Origin of the sequence: Lysinibacillus sp. FSL K6-3209 (assembly GCF_037976175.1) — a bacterium.
Taxonomy (GTDB): domain Bacteria; phylum Bacillota; class Bacilli; order Bacillales_A; family Planococcaceae; genus Lysinibacillus; species Lysinibacillus sphaericus_D.
The window spans coordinates 1,744,864-1,764,155 of sequence record NZ_CP150264.1 but is presented as its reverse complement, the minus strand read 5'-3'; the positions used below and the strand labels follow the sequence as shown (position 1 = coordinate 1,764,155).

Genomic DNA, 19,292 nt, shown 5'->3' with positions numbered 1-19,292 from the left:
CACCAAGGTGAGCGTCTTCTCCTAATTATTCATTTGTTCCAGTTTCTATATCGTATGCTGTAATCCAATCACTATAGCTACCTGTATAGAGCTGAATATTTTTATAACCTTCATCTGCAAGTACTGCGTAGAGCGGTGATGCTGTGACACCACTGCCACAATAAACCACTATGTGTTCATCTTGTGCAACCTTTGCACGAAGCGCATCATTAGCTTGCAGTGTTCCTTCAACTTTTAACTGCTCCCAATCAAAGTTTTTAGCAGTTGGAATATGACCCGCTACATTATCAAGCGGTTCAACTTCACCACGGTAACGGGCAGCAGCTCGTGCATCTAATAGCGTTGCTGACTGTTCTCCATCGACAATTGCCTTTACTGCTTCACGCGGCGCATACAGATGATCTTGCCAATTCAAATCAAGCGTTGTCGGCGCATATTTCACAATATCCTTTGTGAATGTCACTTTTTCTTCCAATGCTGTCGCTCCACCATTGACAATCACAACATTCGGAAAGCCTGCATACGTTAACATCCACCAAGCGCGGGGTGCAAACGGTGATGCACCTTGGTCATAAACGACAATTTGATCTTCGTAGCGCAGACCTAATTCTTGAAAGACAGACGTAAGCTTTTCCTTACTCGGCATCGGATGACGGCCGTTTTCACTTTCCATATCCGATAAATCCTGCTCTAAATCAATATATACCGCTCCTGGTGCATGTCCTGCTTCAAATGCTTGCTTTCCAAATTGTTTGTTTTGTAAATCATAGCGAGCATCCACAAAACGGACACCGTCAACTTGAATTTCCTCAACAGTTTTGAATATTTTTCCCATGTGCATCACCTCATGCGTATTGTAGTTGTGCGTAAATTGATTTCCACGAAGCTAATCGACTTTCCTCTTGTAACACCAGTCGTTCAGTTGCAATTTGCTCTAGTGCTTGATGGTAAATATGCAAGCGTAATCTTTCCGCCTCTTCACCAATATAAGCAATGGCCCAAGTCATGAGTGCTACTTTTTGTCCATCTAAATAATTTTGAGCATCTGGCTTTGTTAATGATTCTAACGCTTCACTTAGCTTAATTTTTTCATTTTTCTCAAAGAATGCTTTTTGATTGCGGAAATGCGATTTCACACTTGCATATTTTGTAACATCTGCAAATGGACTTTCAAATGCTAATAAATCTGGTTCGGATGATTCAAAAGCTAAAAACGAGAAGCTACGGTTCATTTCTTTCAGCTCACGGACTTCATCTTTAAAACGAAGCTGCATTTTTTTACTAATAAATTGTGATAAGCGGAAGTTTGTAACACGCATTTCCTGTGTAAAGTCAAATCGTAAGCTTTGCAAGACTTCTTTCAACGCATGCTCTAATGCTTGCTGTGCAGGCATAGCTGCAAAGGTTGAAGGGTTATATCCTTCTTTAAAGAATTCAGGGTAGCGATAAAAGACGCGTTGTAAAACATAATACAATAATTCATCTAATTCCTGTTTTGTTTCACTTTCCATCATACTTGTATTTAAGGCATTAAACTTCGATTTAATGTGCTGTTCAAGCGTAGTCAACTCAGCTAAACGCTCATCTTTACGTTTTAAGTTTTCCTCTGTTTGAGCAATTAAATCCCCTAAACGTTGCTCTGTTTTGTCCACTTCTTCGGCAAGTGCCTGCACCGCTAATGCACTTAACTCATCATTTAAAAATGTATGGAAAGCATCCTCAAACGGCGGCATGCCTGATGCAAATGAAGCGCCCTCTACTTTTTCTTTTAATGCCATTAAGCTGGATACCCCGTATAAACGTGGGAAACGAATACCAAAGCGTTGTAATTCTGAACGAACATACCCCTTTACATCTTCCTGTTCTTCTTCTGTCGTTGCCAAATCAATCGCATTAACGATAAAGAACATTTTATCAAGTTCAAAGGCATCCTTTACACGACCTAATTGAATTAAAAACTCTCGATCAGCTTTAGCAAATGCGTGGTTATAGTACGTAATAAATAAAATGGCATCCGCATTACGAATATATTCAAAGGCAACCCCTGTATGACGCGCATTGATGGAATCTGCTCCTGGCGTATCGACAAGCGTTACACCCATACGCGTTAACGGACTATCATAATAAAAGTCAATATTATCGACGAAGCATGACTTATTTTCTTGTGCTACAAATTTTTCAAATTCTTCACGCTCTACACGTAACACTTGTCCAAGTTCCGTTTTAAATGATGGATAGCCTTCTTTATATGCACGGATAAATGATTTATGTACATTTAATCGTTCATCAGTGAGCTGTACCGCTAGTCCTTCATCTGCACGGTTGAATGCCTCTTCTAAAGACGATACCGTTAAACCAATCGCCGCATAGGAACCTTGGATATCCTCTAGCATTTGTGCGGACGTTTTTAACTGAACATCTGCTGTTTCGTGAGGATGCTCTGGTGTCACTGGACGAATTTTATTAATAGCCGCTGTTGTTGGATTAGGTGATACTGGTAGCACCTTCGCACCCATTAATGCATTCGAGAAGGAAGATTTCCCTGCACTAAACGCCCCGAACAATGCAATCGTAAAGTCTTTTTTCTGTAATCGCTCTACTTTGTTTTCTAAATAGCTTGCTACTTCTGCAAAACCTTGTACCTCTTTCACCGCATCGGCTGTATGAAGTGCCCGTTTAATAACACCTTCAATAGGTAAACTAGATGCACTCACTGCGTGCTGCGCTTCCTCTTGCTGTATAACCTCTTCTTTTGGCTTGAGCATTGACTCGTCAAATAATCGAATGTCTGCTAAATCCTGCTCAAACGCTTTTTCCCAAAGTGTGAGTTGATAATTTGCTTCTTTTCGAATTTCATTGCTTGCTTGATGCATAACACCTGCACTATATTGCTGATAACCTTCGATTTCGAGCACAGCTTGAATGGCATCAACTTTCGCCTGCATACCAGCCATTTTCAATTTAGATGGTGCGGCCGTTTCAGTTGCAACAGCTTGTAATGTTGTTGCTTGGGCATCTTTCCACACATCTGTTTCCTGTATAAAATAGCGTTTTGTTGCTTCTGCAACACGGTTGGCAAAATTAAGAACCGCATCCCCCGTTAATATAGCACCAACTTGTACTTGCTGTTCAATTAACGAAAATGGTAAATCAAATACATAGGCATCCACTGCTTGCGCACGTTCCTCACTTAACGCCCCTACATCTTTTAATGCCTTTTTCATTAGTGCCTTTAAATGACCCGTAATTTGAGCGTGTACAACGGTTTGATAGGCACCGAATGCATCCTCTTTACGGCGATTACGTTCTTCCGCTGTTTTTTTCTTCGCTGAAAATAAACCGCCTACTTTAAACCCTTCCTGCTTGCTCTCTAAATAAAGACGTAATTTATCTCGCACATCGGCTGGCATAATTACTGCATTGGCAAGTAACTCTTTACGTTCTTCTTCGAATGTTTCATTCCAAGCTTCCACCGAGAATAATTCTACTTGACGATTTAACTTATTATACTGCTCTAAAATATCCTGATGATGTGCCCAATCATCCGCACTTAAAATATCTTCATCAATATCTAAACGATCTTGCTTTTCTTCCATTAAGTAGTTATCATGCTCACTTTGCAATAGACGGAGCGTATTGGTTGCTGTCTGTACAAGCTGATCTTGCCAATCGTTCATGCTATCCATCACAATTTTTTTCACTGTTTCAAAGTCATTATTTGGATGTTCTGGCTCTCGTAAAGATGTGAAAAATACACCCTTTGGCACAACGCCCCATGCTGAAAATGAATTGTGGACAGTCGCCTTAAAGTCTTCAAAGCTTAATTCGTTTTCCTTATGCTTATCAATCATATTAACAATTAAATAAACATTCGGATTGTATTTCATTAATTGTTTTGTAAATTGAAAGTTCAACTCCGATTGAACATGATTATAGTCCATTGTATAGAATACAATATCTGCAATATGAAGCGCTGATTCTGTAGACATACGGTGTGCGTCATCTGTCGAGTCAACACCAGGTGTATCCATCACTGTTACGCCAAGAGGTAATGTAGAGGCGCTATGACCAATTTCAATTTGTGATACAAGATCCCCATTTTTACTAAGTTCTTTAACGGTTTTAAAATCATATCCCGCTTCAAACTTAACAGGTTTTTCATCATGCATATACACAATGGCGAAATCTTCTTCCGACTTATGCACCTTCACGATATTTGCACTCGTTGGTATCGGGCTTGACGCCAGTAAATTCTCACCAGATAAGGCATTAATCATACTTGATTTACCAGCAGAGAAATGGCCGGCAAAACCGATGACATACTCTTTCTGTTGTAATTTACGTGCAAATAGCGAGGTTTTATCCATACGCTCTGTATCACCGTTATGCTGATAGATTATGTATTGTAATGAAGCTTGCTTTAAAAGCCCCTCTAGTTGTTGCTCAAATTCTTTCATAAAACTGTAACCCCTTTATCCTTTTAATTACTCACAATTAGTATTCTACCTTATTAGATATGCAAAGTATAACACTAATTTACTTTAAAAAGCATATATATCAAGGTTTCAGACGTAATATTCGTCAACATAGTCATGTTTATCCAAAATGAAGTAGCATAATCCTTGTAGAAAATCTACTATTTTTATCTGCAAAATGGATAGTTAACTAAGCAATTCTTCTTTTTTTTCATATTTTAAATAAGAGTGAAGGTTAAAAAGCGGTTACAAAATAACGATTTGAGGTTCAGTACTAAAGAAATCTGATACAACTATAGGGGCATAAAAATCAAAATAAAAGGAGTGATTATATAGATGGTAAAGCAAAAACATTGTTTTCAGATTACACCGTTATGCGATTGTGAAAATCAATTTAGATGGCCTCGTATTATAGCTCGTGATGTCCCTATTCCCCAACCCCCTTCCATTATTGTTCCTGATGGGAGGGTTATTCCTAAAGTAAATAGATATTTCTATATAGTAACATCCGATATTCAATTGACAAATGGGGCCACTTTAGCAGCGAATCTATTTTCAGATGATAATGGCGTCAATGTACAAGAATTTATAATTACCTATCCAAATGGCTATGTAAATCTCTATATTAACGCCGTTATGCAGGAAGGTGGCATTTATTCCGTAACACCAAATGCGCTTATCTTAAATGCTGATAACGCAACTATTTATAGAGGGACGCCCATTATTATTGAATCTCTCGGCTTTTTTAACGAAATTCACTAGCACTATTGAAAGGAGGTGAATGCACGTGGCACTTTCCATTATTAACATCAATGTCAATGTTTCTGGCACATCCACGAAATTTTTTAATATTTTAGCGACACCACTTGCCATTACAGATGGAACAACACTTGCTGCAACAACGTTTTTGACTGACAGTGGTACTGCAGCAACTGCTTTCCCAGTCGTAATTAATGGGTACTATAATTTATATATCAATGGTGTGCTTCAAGAAGGTGATGCCTATACAGTTTCCGCAACAGAAATAACATTTAACACGGTAACAGCGACTATCTCGGCAGGCACTCCAATTATTATTGAAGCTGTAGAATTAGTGACAACTATTTAATAACATCAGAATTAAGTATTTTGCTATTAAATCGAGTCATTAAATGTGCTTTTTAGCTGTATGGATGCTCCTTTGTTGAGCATCCATACATTTTGTTATCCCAATTGTTTTCTTAACGCAAAAATCTTCTTTGCAAAAGTCAATGCATGTGGGCCATCTCCGTGTATACATAATGTTTGAGCAGAAAGTTGTATTTTCTTTTGTTGGATAGACATCACTTCATTAGCAGTTAAAATACCTTTGACATGTACAAGCATTTCTTCTTCTGTTTGGATTAACGCATTCGGGTCTTCTCTACTAACTAATGTCCCATCATCATTGTAATGACGATCCGAAAAAACTTCCTCATAGACTTGTAAGCCCTTTTCCTTCGCAATGTGCACGATTTTGCTACCAGCTAAACAATATAAAACATACGCTGGGTTTAAATCATATACAGCATTGACTACGGCTGTTGCTTTTTCTATATCATTGGCACTTTGATTATACAGTGCGCCATGTGGCTTCACATGATGAAGAATGCCTTTTTCCACCGAGACAAATGCTTGCAAAGCACCGACTTGATAGACCATCATATTATAAATTTCTTCCGCACTAACATCCATATTTCGACGGCCAAATCCTTGAAGATCAGGATAGCCCGGATGCGCGCCAATACGAATATTTTTACGAATAGCATTTTGTACAGTCCTATGCATGATTGTATGATTCCCTGCATGATACCCACAGGCTATATTAATCGACGTTACATAGTCTAAAATTTCTTCATCTTTGTCGAGTGTCAAAACATCCATACCTTCGCCCATATCACAATTAATATCAATTGGCATACGATTCCTCCGTTAATACAAATCTTATTGTGTTAAACATACGCATTTGGGCAACTTTATGTAAATCATCTTCATGGATGGTAGCAATGATTGGATAGCCGCCGACTGTTTGGGCATCGGCCATTAAAACAATAGGCTGACCGCTTTGAGGCACTTGAATTGTCCCAAATTGGGTCGCTTCTGAAAGTATATCTTTCCTCGTTTTCAAATCGAGGGCGTTCCCTTTTAAATAGTAGCCCATACGATTCCCGCCAGAAAATTGATAGGAGCTAGCTAAAAATTGTTGTCTACTTTCTTCTGTAAATAATTGAAAATGAGGCCCTTTAAAAACCCTTACTGTAATAGCCGTATGAAAATAAGGGCGGTAAGGTGCATACAGCCCTCTTGTCCATGATAATGGCGTTGCATGTTGCCCATACAATACACTGCCCACACCTGGAGTACGACCTACCATTGGTAAGCTGGCTTTACTACCAAGTATAAGGTCTGTTTGAAATCCACCTTTAGGTGTGAGATAAACAATGGAGCCGTTATTTACGCTTTTGATAGATAAAATATCTCCCTTAAATAATTGAAAGGTTTTCCACATTTCAATGGGACGACCATTTAATAAACACAGACAAGTTGCACCAGTCAATACATACGTTCCATTATTTAACGCTTGAAATTCAAAACCTCCTATAAACATTTCAAACGACGTTTGGTCTGCTGTCGCATTATCAAAAATAGTATGTGCTACTTGAAATGATACGCTATCCATCGGTCCTGACCGAGGGACCCCAAATGCTCGGTAGCCCTCTCTCCCTTGATCTTGTAAGCTACCATATACACCTTGTTTTTTAACTATAAGAAGTGGCTTCAATTGCTACACTCCTTTTCTTTTATTTCTAAAAACGCCTGTTTGGTTATTTCGTAAAATTGCACTTGACTTCCAAGAGTAAAGAGAAAAGGGACCTTCCGATGAATATCAAATAATGTGAATGGTGTCTTACCAATAATATTCCATCCCCCTGGTGAATCGAGCGGATATATCCCTGTTTGTACCCCGCCAATACCGACAGAGCCCGCGGACACAAGCGAGCGTGGTTTCGTTAAACGCGGGACAAATAATTGGCTATGTAAGTCTCCTAAATAAGGAAATCCAGGTAAAAAGCCGATTAAATAAACACTATATACTTTATCCATATGCAATTTTTTTATGGTCTCAAACGATAAAGCTGTCACGTCCATCACACGCTGCATATCCAAAGCAAATTCTTCATCATAACAAATTGGTATTTGTACTGGTTGGCTTGTTGCTTCACCAACATGGGCGTTCCTTTGCATTGTAAGCCATTGTTCTTGTAAGAAGGCTATATCCACTTGATGTTTTACATATGCTGTAACCGTATGATAACTAGCAACACTTTCAATAAGATTGGTATGTAGCATTTTTTTCAAAAAGCGATTAAACTGTTGGACTAGCTGAAAATTTTCTTGCGAAATGACTTCATCGAAGGCAAAACGGATTGTGTATTGACTAATCCACATTGTATGAGGGAACTCAATGATTTGTTTCACGAATGGTTTCCTCGATACAAAGCTTAATGCACGTCATTAAATCTTGCATATTCCACCCTGGTATTTTGCCGTGCTGAATCGCTAATTCAAAAGATGCCGGAATATGAATAAAGCCAGCACGAATCCCTGTATGTTGCTTAGCATAAGCTAGCCCTTCGTACATAATATTATTGCATAGATAGGTACCTGCCGTATTTGAAATTTCTGCAGGATAACCTTCTTTACATAATCGTTCAACCATTTTCCGAATAGGTAAATTGGTCATATAGGCATCCTGCCCCCCGTCATCAATGCTTTCATCAACAGGCAGATAGCCATTGTTATCAGGCTCTCCATCTTTCACATTAATCGCTATGCGCTCTGGTGTGATTTTAAATCGGCCACCAGCTAACCCTAAGGACATAATAATTTCAGGCTGTATTTCCGCAATATATCCCTTTAACTGCTGCGCGGATAGCTGAAAATCAACGGATAGTGTGCGCCCAACAATTTCATAGCCGTCCATTATACTCCCATTTAAACTTTCTACAATTTGCATCGTAGGATTGATTGTGTAATCTAAAAATGGGACAAAGCCCGTTAATAGTATTTTTTTCATATTCTTCACCTAATTTCGATCGAACGTTGCTTCATCGTACGACCCTTTCATTTTGTTTTTAATGAATACTGCAAAGTTAGTTCTCCTATTCTCCGAAATCTATAACTTGCTCCCATTTTATCAAATATAAATAAGAAATGCCTTTGATCGCTATTAAATTATGCTATTATTCTAAATTTTTCGCCCTATATATTAAACTTTTGATGGTTCTTATCCAAGTTGAAATCCGAACGATACAATTCCATAAGCGTCTGGAACAAAAGAAAAAAGTGTTAGATTGAATCCGGAACTGACCCCAATAGGTAAAGACAAATAAAAAAAGCATCTTCGATTGAAATTCGGGTATAGATACTTAAATTTCAATTTGGAGGTGTTTTTTCTATGGGAACAAGAGTGAGTTATCCATATGAAGTAAAAATGAAAGCGATTGAGATGCGATTAGCGGGGGTACCTGTCAAACAGATTCTATTGGAATTAAATATACGCCATAAAACACAGGTCGAAACATGGGTGCGTTGGTATAGAAATGGTGAAGTCAATCGTTTGAAACAACCTGTAGGCAAACAATATATCTTTAATAAAGGTCCTGAACCGGACAATGAACAAACGAAATTAGCATTGGAAAACCGTTATTTAAAGCAACAAATTGAGGTGCTAAAAAAGTACGCAGAGTTGGAGAGGAAGTGGTTGGAGAAGTAGCTGTACAGTTAGTTGCGTCACTAAGAAGCATGATGTCTGTAAAGGACATTTGTAAACACTTTGGGATTGCACGATCTACCTACTATCGTTGGAAACAGGCATCTACCGATGCAAGGTCTCGTCAAGCAATAGAGAGACGTATCGGTGAACTCTGTCGTGCAAATAAATTTCGCTATGGCTACAGAAAAATTACAGCACTCTTACGTCAAGAAATGTGCGTCAATCATAAAGTTGTTCAACGTATCATGCAAAAATATGGTTGGCAATGTCGCGTGAAAGTGAAAAAACGGAAACGAACAGGACAACCATATGCAATCGCAGCAAATTTATTAAATCGTGATTTTGAAGCCACAGCACCGTTACAGAAGCTCGTAACTGATATTACTTACTTGCCATTTGGTCAAAAACAGTTGTATCTTTCAAGTATTCAAGATTTATATAATGGTGAAATTATTGCCTATTCGATTGGAGACTGTCAAGATACTGATTTTGTGCTGGATACATTAGCTCAACTTCACCATTTGCCCGAAGGGTGTACGTTGCACAGTGACCAAGGGGCGGTATACACATCGTATGATTATCAACAGGCCGTAAAAGCAAAAGGCATTACCATGAGCATGTCCCGTAAAGGTACGCCCGCTGATAATGCCCCAATCGAATCGTTTCATTCTGTGTTAAAGTCTGAAACATTCTACTTAGACAATTTGAACAGTACTACGACGGCCATCGTAGAACAAACTGTCAAAGACTATATAAACTATTATAACAATAACCGAATTCAAACGAAACTAAACAACCAGTCGCCGGTTCAATACCGACAACTGGTTGAGTGATGCTTTTTTGATTACTGTCTTATATATCGGGGTCAGTCCCTTAAATGAACAAGTACTTTTTTCATTTAGAGTATTCCTTTCTATTTAATTACTATTCAAAAACATTGAAGAAGGTTGAAAAACAATTTTTTTATTTTTTATTTCACTCATCACTTTTTCCGTTAATCTTAGTCCTATTTCATTATGTTGTTTTTCTAGATTTTCCCCTCCAACAATTAAGCTATCAGAGTCCACATTTATCCATGCTCCATAATCATTTATCCATGATCTTAACTGTATCTTTAAAGAATCAGAAATCTCCATTTTATCGATATCCAAATTAAAGCCACAAACCTTACACCATAATGGATCAGCACCAATATCTGCTTCCACTTTTATTTGCACAAGTTCCTTGCAATTACATAATGAACCCATAAATTCCACTCCCGAAAAATTGTGCATAAAATATATTATCTAAAGATTCAAGAGTATGACACAAGTCATACTCTTGAATTAAATATTAATGTACTATAAAAACGATTGAAAATCAGTACCACAAACTATAGTACTATTAATTTAAATGTGCAGTCGCCTGCTTCATAACGTATTTCCCTACTCCAATATAAATAGCTACTGTTGCTCCAATGAAAACGAATGTCATTGCTGACCGCTCCTTTTCTTCTTATTATGTACACTATAGCACAAATTCGTTGATTTTGAAAATCATTCTCATTAATATAATATAAATTTCATCCGATTTCGTCAAGACATACTTTCATCTTACCCTTTGAGCATGGTAAGATGTAGAAAAGTCGGAAAAAGGATGCGGTAATGATGAGTAATTCGAAGTACTTTCAAACTATTTTAAACGGGACAATCCATGCATTAAAAACAATCCTACCTATGGACATCCAAGTGAAAGCGCCAAGTATTATTTCTGAGCCCTTTCAACAACAGCAAATGGGTGTATTAATTGGCCTAATTGGAGATGTAAAGGGACGTGTAATTATAGATTCCTCCCCTGAAGTATTTAGCGGTATCGGCAGTACAATGTTTGGTATGCCATTAGAAGGAGAAATGCTAGAATCATTCACTGGTGAATTCGGCAATATGATTGCAGGAAATTTATGTACAGCAGTAGGACAGGAAAGTTTAGAAATTGATATTACACCACCAACTGTTATGGTCGGAAATACAAAACTTTATGGCTTTGAAAAAGCATTTGTACTACCCGTTATGATTCCTAACATTGGTGCACTTACGGTATTACTGACAATTGAAGAAGAAGTCATAACGAGTTAACTGTGGCTCATTCAAACCATACATTCTATGTAACTACAGCTAGTATTTATGAATACGCTTTGTTATTCGCATAAAAGGGAGTTGGCTTATGTTAGAGCCAACTCCTTTTGCATTTCAATATTTCACATTTTTTTCACACATTCTACTTGGATGTGTGATTTTTTTCACATCAAATTGAAGTGAATTTTAATATTATGACTTTAAGAAAGCCACTATGAAAGCTTAGGAGGGAGTAAAAAATGGCTAATAATAAAAAACCAGAAGATAATCTAAAAGGTTCACTTTATGGCGTGTTCGGAGTAGGCTTTATCATTATTTTAATTTGGATTTACTGCTTCAATTTATTTATGGATCGCTTTTAATATTCTTAGTAAAAGGCACTATTTCATTAACATGATGTAAGTAATACAACAGAGGAGGACAACAGAGATATGCATATACATAAATATGAGAAGTACTGGCTGGTATTTGGCGTAGCTACGTTAGTTGCATTTCTTATTATTCTTGGTATCGGTGCATTCCATCAAGGATCACATCCGAACAGTAATAAGAAAACCATCGATTATGAAAAAGTAAAAGAAATTGCACCATTTACGAATCCAGGTGTACACAAAGTGGAAGGAAAGGATTGGGATTATGAGGTTGTTATTTTAGCATCTGCTTTCTTTTACAATCCACCAGAAATTGAAGTGCCACTTGGTTCAAAAGTAAAATTTATCGCAACAAGTGAAGACGTGATTCATGGGTTTGAAATTGCAGGTACTAATATTAATATGATGCTTGAACCTGGATATATTTCAGAATATGTAGCTGAAATCAATCAAACTGGTGAGTTTTTAATAGTATGTAATGAATACTGCGGTACAGGACATACGCTAATGCATTCTATGCTAAAGGTGGTGGATCCAAATGAGTCTAAATAACGCTATGACAAAGGTGGATCGTCGTGATGCGAAACTAGCCCTTGCCCATGTGTATGTGGCATTTATCGCATTATTATTAGGTGGTCTCGCTGGTTTATTACAAGTATTTGTACGTTCAGGTCAATTCAAATTGCCAGCTGGTATTGGCTATTATCAAGTATTAACAGTTCATGGTGTATTACTCGGTCTTATTTTAACAACGTTCTTTATATTCGGTTTTCAAATCGCAGGTGTTAGTCGTACCTCTGGTACTTTTACAGATAAACAGCGCTTACTTGGATGGATCGGTTTTTGGTTAATGACTATCGGTACAGTTGCTGCTGCAGTCATGGTGTTATTAAATAAAGCAACTGTCCTTTATACATTTTACGCACCATTGCAAGCGCACTGGATTTTTTATCTCGGTTTAACACTCGTAGTAGTTGGCTCTTGGATTGGTTCGGCAGGACAAATTTTACGCTATGTTCAGTGGCGTAAAGAACATAAAGGCCAAACGTCTCCCCTATTAGCTTTTATGGTAGTAGTCAATAATTTACTGTGGTTCGTTGCTTCTTTAGGCGTAGCCGTTTCTGTTTTATTCCAACTATTACCATGGTCACTTGGTCTTATTGAACGTGTAGATGTATTACTTTCTCGTACACTATTCTGGTATTTCGGCCATGCGCTCGTTTACTTCTGGTTATTGCCAGCCTATATGGTGTGGTATGTAGTCATTCCAAAAGTCATTGGCGGAAAAGTTTTTTCTGATTCATTAGCTCGCTTATCATTCATGCTGTTTTTAATTTTCTCAGTACCGGTTGGTTTACATCACCAATTAACAGAGCCTGGTATTGATACAACATGGAAGTTTATTCAAGTAGTATTAACAATGGCAGTTGTTGTGCCTTCCTTAATGACTGCATTCTCTTTATTCGCAACATTTGAATTACGTGGTCGTGAGCTTGGTGGTAAAGGGCTTTTCGGTTGGTTTAAAAAATTACCTTGGAAAGATGCACGTTTTATCGTTCCATTTATCGGTATGCTTGCTTTCATCCCTGGTGGTGCAGGTGGTATTGTCAATGCATCTTACCAGATGAACCAACTTATTCATAATACTATTTGGGTTCCAGGACACTTTCATTTAACATTTGCAAGTGCAGTTGTTTTAACATACTTTGGAGCTGCCTTTTGGTTAATCCCTCATTTAACAGGTCGTAAACTGACAAAGTCATTAAATACACTTGGTATTGTTTCTGGCGTGTTATGGGCAGTCGGTATGACGATCATGTCAACAGCCATGCATATTGCAGGATTACTTGGTGCTCCACGTCGCTCTGACTATTCAGAATATGGCGGTGCACAACAAGCATATGATTGGATTCCCTATCAAATTGCGCAAGCGGTTGGTGGTACCATTTTATTTATTGCGATTTTAGTTATTACGTATGTCGTGATTAAGCTAGCTTGGTTTGCCCCAAAAGGCGAAGAGGAATTCCCAATTGCTTCAATCCATGAAAGTAGTGGTCCAACACCACCTATGCTTGAAAACTTTAAAGTATGGCTGGTCATTTTAGTAGCGTTAATAATTTTTGCTTACACAATTCCAATCTTTGATATTATTTCAAATTCACCTGCAGGCTCAAAAGGCTTTAAGTTCTGGTAATCTATTTTAAAAACAAGCGATTTCTCATGATTGAGAAATCGCTTGTTGTTTATAGCTGATACAATTTTGTATATTTTTCTTGTAAGTAGTTTGCAAGATACTTGGCATTTAAGCCTTCTCCTGTCGCCTCTTGTAGTAGCTCGAACGGCTTTTTCAGTGCACCGTATTGATGTACGTTCTCTGTTAGCCACTCGCGAATTGGCAGAAGCTCGCCATTTGCCAGTAAGTCATCAAAGTTTGGAAGATCTTTATCCATTGCGTGCTTCCATTGCGCCGCATAAATCATCCCTAATGCGTAAGATGGGAAGTAACCAAACATGCCCCCTGCCCAGTGCACGTCTTGTAAAACGCCTTTGGCATCATTGTCTGGTCGAATACCTAAGTACTCTTCGTACTTTGCATTCCACACTTCTGGAAGGTCTTTTGCTTGCAGGTCCCCATTGAACAAATCACGTTCAATTTCGTAACGAATCATAATATGCAATGGATATGTTAGCTCATCTGCTTCAATACGAATTAGTGATGGCTCTACCATATTAATAGCACGTAGAAAATCATTTAACGGAACATCTCCAAACTGTGCTGGCGAATGTTTTTGCAAACGTTCATAGTTATGCTCCCAAAACTTTTCATTTCGACCAACCAGATTTTCATAGAATAGTGATTGCGATTCATGGATGCCTGTCGATGTCCCAGTTGCCAATAGTGTACCGGCAAGCTTGGCATCAATATTTTGCTCATACATCGCATGCCCACATTCATGAATCGTGCCAAAGATAGCAGAACGGAAATCATGCTCATCATATTTTGTTGTGATACGCGCATCGCCATGATTAATGCCAATCATAAATGGATGGACACTTTCATCTAAGCGACCTGCGTCAAAATCATAGCCAAGCTGCGTTAGCAACTCTAATGACAATGCTCGTTGTGCCTCTCTCGGAAATTGTTTAAATAACATCGTTGTATCTGGCTTATTTGGAGAAGCTGCGATTTTTTGGATAAGCGCCACAATCGTTTCACGTAATTCGCCAAATACTTGATCTAACACATCCGTCGTCATATCTGGTTCATATAAATCGAGTAACGTATTGTATGTAGAACCGTTTTTAACGCCCCAATATTGAATAAATTTCTTTTGCCATTCAATGATTTGCTCTAGATAAGGTAAAAATTGAGCAAAATCATTTGTCGCTTTTGCTTCTTCCCAAATTGTTTCCGCTTTCGCTTGTAAAATAACATATTCTTTATATTCTTCAGCGGGAATTTTCTTATTTTGATCGTAATTTTTGCGTACTTCCTCGACTAAACGGCGTGTTACATAGTCCAGTTCTGCGTTTTGTGCCTCTAAAGCCGTCAGTAGTTCCCCTAATTGTTCACTCGTCTGCATGTCAAACAAGGAGGCCGATAATGTGCCAACTACCTCTGAACGCTGCGCTACCCCTTTCTTAGGTGCACCAGTACGCATATCCCAATAGATTACCCCCAATGCTTCCTGATAGTGCTGCATTTTTTTCACATAGTCTGTAAATTGCTGTACAGTCATATCCAATCATCCTCCTTTTTTACGTTACTAGTTTAGCATATTTCCGAAAATTTTGTATATTCGAGTGCCAGTCACTAAAAATATTTAGATTATTCAAAATATTAATACTACCAATAGTGGACTGCTGTTGGCACGCACATCTCCCATCCATCATCAGTAATTTTTTTTAAAAGCAAAGAACTCCCTTCTATTTGAAGGGAGCATTTATTTTAAAATGGGGTTTTCAACTAGTTTTATGCTCGGTTTCCAATCAAACATATTTACAAACTATTCATATAGCATTGGGGAAATATTATATGAATTATCAATACTAGTTAAATGTTTTGGCAAATTTGTAAAACTTGCTTAACGGCTTGTGCTGATTGATGGAGCGCCGTTTGTTCTTCCTGTGTAAGGTGCAATTCAATGACCGATTCAATGCCATTACCGCCTAAAATCGTCGGTACACCTAAAAATAATTCATGGTAGCCGTACTCTCCTTCTAACAGAGCAATGGATGGAATAATTTTTCGTTGATCTTTCATTATGATTTCCACCATGTGCGCACAGGCAGCAGCTGGCGCATAGTAAGCACTACCATTGCCCAATAAGCCTACAATTTCACCGCCGCCTTTACGTGTACGTTCGACAATTTGTTGTAGTCTATCTTGGGGAATAAGCTTTTCTAACGGGATGCCTCCTGCATAGGAATAACGGATTAATGGTACCATTTCATCACCATGTCCACCTAATACAAATCCCGATACATCTTCGGGTGCAATTTGTAACTCTTGTGCTACAAATGCATTAAAGCGTGCGGTATCTAATACACCGGATTGCCCGATAATACGATTTTTAGGAAATCCTGTTTCTTTATAACATACATACGTCATCGCATCTACTGGATTGCTTAATACAACAACAATGCTATCAGGTGCATAGTGTTTAATTTGTCTCGAAACTTGTTGAATAATTTTCGCATTGGTTGTCACTAAATCATCTCTGCTCATCCCAGGTTTACGCGGAATGCCAGCTGTAATAATAACGATAGATGCGCCTGCAATATCTTCATAATTACTTGTTCCTTGGATAGACACATTAAATTTTTCAATCGGTCCTGTTTGTAATAAATCCAGTGCTTTCCCTTTTGTTGGATTTTCAGCTTCTGGAATATCTAGCAACACAACATCGCCTAATTCCTTCTGTGCGAGGAATAAACTCAATGTTGCACCCGTGTGACCGGCTCCAATAACAGCAATTTTATTTTTGCGAAATGCCATTATGCTTCACCTCAATTGTCCGTAGTTGCTGCTTCTGTTGTTTTTTTAGCACGTACCGGTGTTGAGACCGGTTTTTTCTTTGGTGTTTCTGGTCCTTTAATCATATTGAAAACATCTTCGTCTGGTCTAGGAATAACGTGTGCGCCTAATAATTCTCCAACGCGTTTTGCCGCCTCTTTACCAGCATCAACTGCTGCTTGTACTGAGCCAACATCACCTGTTACGACGACTGTTACAATACCGCCATCGACAAATTCTTGTTTAACAATCGTGACATCAGATGCTTTAATCATCGCATCTGCCGCCTCGTAAGACCCCACCAATCCCTTTGTTTCAATCATGCCAATTGCGCTACTCATTGTCTTCACCTCGCATTACATCTGTAGAGTCTATAATTCCGATTACAACTGCATCAATAGGGAGGGGATTGTCCTTCATAATATAACGAGAAGACCCTCCACTCGTAATGAGTACATCATCACCAATCCCTGCACCGATGCGATCAGCTGCTACTATTTCCGTACGAATTGGCTGTTGGTTGGAATCAATTGGTTGGATAATTAATAGTTTTAAGCCATTTAACCCTTCTTCCTTACGTGTTGCCCATACGCTGCCAATCACTCTTCCCATCTGCATAAACTCACCCTCTTTAGGTTGCCTGGATAATACTTATTATTCAGAGCGAATCGTTATTTTTTTATTCAGCTCTCGTATTTTGTCATAAGCTAATGCTGTCACGATGGTTCTTTTGGGCACGACAATTTCTTGAGCTTCGATTTCCAGCACATCTACCTGCGAAAGTAGCTTTTTTTCAAAGTGATAAATAGATTGGTTTGCAGAAGCTTGCTTTGCGACTAGTGGCATTTCCTTTACAGTCAAAGGTTCCATCACTTGTCCATTGACGATTTCTGCAAAAGCACCTTGCTGAATTAAGCCTGCATTTGCTTCATCCGTATCAATATGCATTTCCAAACGATAGCGCTCAGATACACGAATCATCACATTGGATAAAATAATCGGTCGTAGTCCTTGCACTTTGATTTGTACCGACTGCCCATCTACTACTTGAAATCTTTCGCTATCGGCAGGAGACATATGAATATGCGCTTGTGCAATAATAAGACCTTCTGGCAAAACAACACTACCTTTTGGACCAATTAACGTCACAGGGCTAGAGTCTTTAATATCCCCAGATATTCTTAATGGCGGCTTGACGCCGAGTTTCATCGCATCTGTCCAACTCACTTCTACTTGTGTTAATGTACGAGCTGGACCTAATATACGAACTCTGTCAATAGAGCCTTTTGGTCCTGCAATGACGACTGTTTCTTCAGCAGCAAATTGTCCTGGCTGCGAAAGCTCAAACTTCGGTGTTAATTGATAGTTTTCTCCAAAAAGCTGCTCCACTTCTGCCTGTGCAAGATGTACATGTCGCGCTGATACACCGATTGGAATTTTACCGTCATCTGGGCGGGAAGGCTGATTTTTTAATACTTGCTGTAAAACTTCTTCGACGATTTTTTGCACTAATTGTTCTTGCATCAAACCTCCTCCTTACGAACATGATTTCACAATTCTTCCTTGTGCTTGTTGTGCAATAAAGCCTGCATTTGCCTCATCGGTATCAATATGCATTTCTAAGCTAAAATCATTTGAGACACGTACTACTACAGCACGAAATGTTACAGGTCTTTCACTGTCAACTTCGACAGAAACGATTTCATTATTGTGTACTTCCAAGGCTTTCGCATCTTCTTCTGTCATATGAATATGGGCCTGTGCAATAATGACTCCCTGCTCGATCAAAACTTCTCGTTGTTGATGGATAAGTTTAATGCTAGCTGAATTTTCGATATCTCCCGATTGTCTTAGGGGAGGGTTTAAACCTAGTTTCATCGCATCTGTTCGACTTATTTCCACTTGCGTTGCTGCCCTTACAGGTCCTAATACACGCACATTGTGAATGACTCCTTTTGGTCCCTCAATGGAGACACGCTCTTTTGCTGCAAACTGTCCTGGTTGTGAAAGGTCAAAATCCTTTGTCAACGTTGCGTTTGGACCAAAAAGTGCTTGTAAATCTTTTTCACTTACATGTATATGACGGGCTGAAATGGCAACTGGAAATGCTTGTGATTTTATATTCAAGTTAGCCACCTCTAAATCTAGTAACTGATTTTTTTACTGTTGATAGTAGGCATTCATCACATCAAATTTACAAGCGATGAATGCCTCTTCAGTCGTGTAATTAAGCTTCTGCTTTTGGTAAAATTAATTCTAATTCGTTATGAGGACGTGGAATTACATGCACAGATAGCAATTCTCCAACACGTTGAGCTGCTGCTGCACCTGCATCCGTTGCTGCTTTTACTGCACCTACATCGCCACGAACCAAGACAGTAACAATACCGCCACCAACATGGACTTTCCCTACTAAATTAACACTTGCCGCTTTAACCATTGCATCCGCCGCTTCAATTGCTCCTACAAGACCTTTTGTTTCTACCATTCCTAATGCTGTACTCATTTGTCATTCCTCCA

The 19,292-nt window shown here is 38.6% G+C and carries 21 protein-coding genes; 7 read left to right on the top strand and 14 right to left on the bottom strand.

All coding sequences use genetic code 11. The features are described 5' to 3' along the window. Nucleotides 1–25: 25 nt before the first annotated feature. Nucleotides 26–835, bottom strand: coding sequence for a sulfurtransferase (locus MHH88_RS08345; protein ID WP_339262378.1), 810 nt, complete (start codon nucleotides 833–835; stop codon nucleotides 26–28). Nucleotides 836–845: 10 nt separating this feature from the next. Further along, the gene (locus MHH88_RS08340; RefSeq protein WP_339262377.1) at nucleotides 846–4,457 is read right to left on the bottom strand and encodes a dynamin family protein; all 3,612 of its coding nucleotides are present in this window, start codon (nucleotides 4,455–4,457) and stop codon (nucleotides 846–848) included. A 354-nt stretch (nucleotides 4,458–4,811) separates the two neighbouring features. On the opposite strand from MHH88_RS08340, the gene MHH88_RS08335 reads away from it, so the two are divergent. Next, nucleotides 4,812–5,237, top strand: coding sequence for a DUF4183 domain-containing protein (locus tag MHH88_RS08335; protein ID WP_339262376.1), 426 nt, complete (start codon nucleotides 4,812–4,814; stop codon nucleotides 5,235–5,237). Nucleotides 5,238–5,262: 25 nt separating this feature from the next. Continuing rightward, nucleotides 5,263–5,583 (top strand): DUF4183 domain-containing protein, encoded by a 321-nt coding sequence (locus tag MHH88_RS08330; protein ID WP_024363402.1) that lies wholly within the window; start codon nucleotides 5,263–5,265, stop codon nucleotides 5,581–5,583. A 95-nt stretch (nucleotides 5,584–5,678) separates the two neighbouring features. On the opposite strand, the gene MHH88_RS08325 is transcribed toward MHH88_RS08330, so the two are convergent. Genes MHH88_RS08325 through MHH88_RS08310 form a run of 4 tightly spaced genes read right to left on the bottom strand, consistent with a single transcriptional unit; the run spans nucleotide 5,679 to nucleotide 8,571 of the window. After that, nucleotides 5,679–6,413 (bottom strand): 5-oxoprolinase subunit PxpA, encoded by a 735-nt coding sequence (locus tag MHH88_RS08325; RefSeq protein WP_339262374.1) that lies wholly within the window; start codon nucleotides 6,411–6,413, stop codon nucleotides 5,679–5,681. Then, nucleotides 6,403–7,275: an allophanate hydrolase subunit 2 family protein gene (locus MHH88_RS08320; RefSeq protein WP_339262373.1), complete on the bottom strand. Its 873-nt coding sequence runs from the start codon at nucleotides 7,273–7,275 to the stop codon at nucleotides 6,403–6,405. Before MHH88_RS08320 ends, MHH88_RS08325 begins: the two co-directional genes overlap by 11 nt. Beyond that, the gene (pxpB, locus tag MHH88_RS08315; RefSeq protein WP_339262371.1) at nucleotides 7,272–7,973 is read right to left on the bottom strand and encodes a 5-oxoprolinase subunit PxpB; all 702 of its coding nucleotides are present in this window, start codon (nucleotides 7,971–7,973) and stop codon (nucleotides 7,272–7,274) included. The genes MHH88_RS08320 and pxpB overlap by 4 nt, the downstream gene beginning before the upstream one ends. Then, nucleotides 7,957–8,571: a pyroglutamyl-peptidase I gene (locus tag MHH88_RS08310; protein WP_339262370.1), complete on the bottom strand. Its 615-nt coding sequence runs from the start codon at nucleotides 8,569–8,571 to the stop codon at nucleotides 7,957–7,959. Before MHH88_RS08310 ends, pxpB begins: the two co-directional genes overlap by 17 nt. 381 nt (nucleotides 8,572–8,952) lie before the next feature. Here MHH88_RS08310 and MHH88_RS08305 point away from each other — a divergent pair. Beyond that, nucleotides 8,953–10,103, top strand: a protein-coding gene (locus MHH88_RS08305; protein WP_339259661.1) for an IS3 family transposase whose coding sequence is annotated in 2 segments (ribosomal slippage) — nucleotides 8,953–9,226 and nucleotides 9,226–10,103 — 1,152 coding nt in all. Because the reading frame shifts where the segments join, the coding sequence is not laid out codon by codon here. 84 nt (nucleotides 10,104–10,187) lie between these two features. Here MHH88_RS08305 and MHH88_RS08300 read toward each other — a convergent pair. Next, on the bottom strand, nucleotides 10,188–10,517 hold the full coding sequence (locus MHH88_RS08300) for a hypothetical protein (protein WP_339262368.1): 330 nt from the start codon (nucleotides 10,515–10,517) through the stop codon (nucleotides 10,188–10,190). A gap of 399 nt (nucleotides 10,518–10,916) precedes the next feature. Here MHH88_RS08300 and MHH88_RS08295 point away from each other — a divergent pair, with 399 nt between their 5' ends. The 4 genes from MHH88_RS08295 (at nucleotide 10,917) to MHH88_RS08280 (ending at nucleotide 13,949) form a co-directional block, all read left to right on the top strand. Beyond that, a complete protein-coding gene (locus tag MHH88_RS08295) occupies nucleotides 10,917–11,384 on the top strand; it encodes a chemotaxis protein CheX (protein WP_069511537.1) in 468 nt (155 codons plus the stop codon). Nucleotides 11,385–11,623: 239 nt separating this feature from the next. Next, nucleotides 11,624–11,746, top strand: a complete 123-nt coding sequence (locus tag MHH88_RS08290) for a hypothetical protein (protein ID WP_255313800.1) — start codon at nucleotides 11,624–11,626, stop codon at nucleotides 11,744–11,746. Between the two features lie 69 nt (nucleotides 11,747–11,815). Then, complete coding sequence (locus tag MHH88_RS08285; protein WP_024363396.1) at nucleotides 11,816–12,307, top strand: cytochrome b5; 492 nt, start codon at nucleotides 11,816–11,818, stop codon at nucleotides 12,305–12,307. Next, on the top strand, nucleotides 12,294–13,949 hold the full coding sequence (locus MHH88_RS08280; protein ID WP_339262365.1) for a b(o/a)3-type cytochrome-c oxidase subunit 1: 1,656 nt from the start codon (nucleotides 12,294–12,296) through the stop codon (nucleotides 13,947–13,949). The genes MHH88_RS08285 and MHH88_RS08280 overlap by 14 nt, the downstream gene beginning before the upstream one ends. A 49-nt stretch (nucleotides 13,950–13,998) precedes the next feature. Here MHH88_RS08280 and MHH88_RS08275 read toward each other — a convergent pair whose 3' ends face one another. The 7 genes from MHH88_RS08275 to MHH88_RS08245 all read right to left on the bottom strand — a co-directional run bounded on the left by MHH88_RS08275 (nucleotide 13,999) and on the right by MHH88_RS08245 (nucleotide 19,278). Next, the gene (locus MHH88_RS08275) at nucleotides 13,999–15,495 is read right to left on the bottom strand and encodes a carboxypeptidase M32 (protein WP_339262363.1); all 1,497 of its coding nucleotides are present in this window, start codon (nucleotides 15,493–15,495) and stop codon (nucleotides 13,999–14,001) included. A gap of 314 nt (nucleotides 15,496–15,809) precedes the next feature. Further along, a complete protein-coding gene (mdh, locus tag MHH88_RS08270; protein ID WP_103977016.1) occupies nucleotides 15,810–16,754 on the bottom strand; it encodes a malate dehydrogenase in 945 nt (314 codons plus the stop codon). 11 nt (nucleotides 16,755–16,765) lie between these two features. Continuing rightward, nucleotides 16,766–17,113, bottom strand: a complete 348-nt coding sequence (locus tag MHH88_RS08265) for a BMC domain-containing protein (protein WP_103977017.1) — start codon at nucleotides 17,111–17,113, stop codon at nucleotides 16,766–16,768. Continuing rightward, nucleotides 17,106–17,390: a EutN/CcmL family microcompartment protein gene (locus MHH88_RS08260; protein WP_024363391.1), complete on the bottom strand. Its 285-nt coding sequence runs from the start codon at nucleotides 17,388–17,390 to the stop codon at nucleotides 17,106–17,108. The genes MHH88_RS08265 and MHH88_RS08260 overlap by 8 nt, the downstream gene beginning before the upstream one ends. 36 nt (nucleotides 17,391–17,426) lie before the next feature. Beyond that, nucleotides 17,427–18,296: a phosphate propanoyltransferase gene (gene pduL, locus MHH88_RS08255; protein ID WP_339262360.1), complete on the bottom strand. Its 870-nt coding sequence runs from the start codon at nucleotides 18,294–18,296 to the stop codon at nucleotides 17,427–17,429. Between the two features lie 12 nt (nucleotides 18,297–18,308). Beyond that, nucleotides 18,309–18,899, bottom strand: a complete 591-nt coding sequence (locus MHH88_RS08250; protein WP_103977019.1) for a phosphate propanoyltransferase — start codon at nucleotides 18,897–18,899, stop codon at nucleotides 18,309–18,311. A gap of 100 nt (nucleotides 18,900–18,999) precedes the next feature. Beyond that, nucleotides 19,000–19,278: a BMC domain-containing protein gene (locus MHH88_RS08245; protein ID WP_024363388.1), complete on the bottom strand. Its 279-nt coding sequence runs from the start codon at nucleotides 19,276–19,278 to the stop codon at nucleotides 19,000–19,002. Nucleotides 19,279–19,292 lie beyond the last annotated feature (14 nt).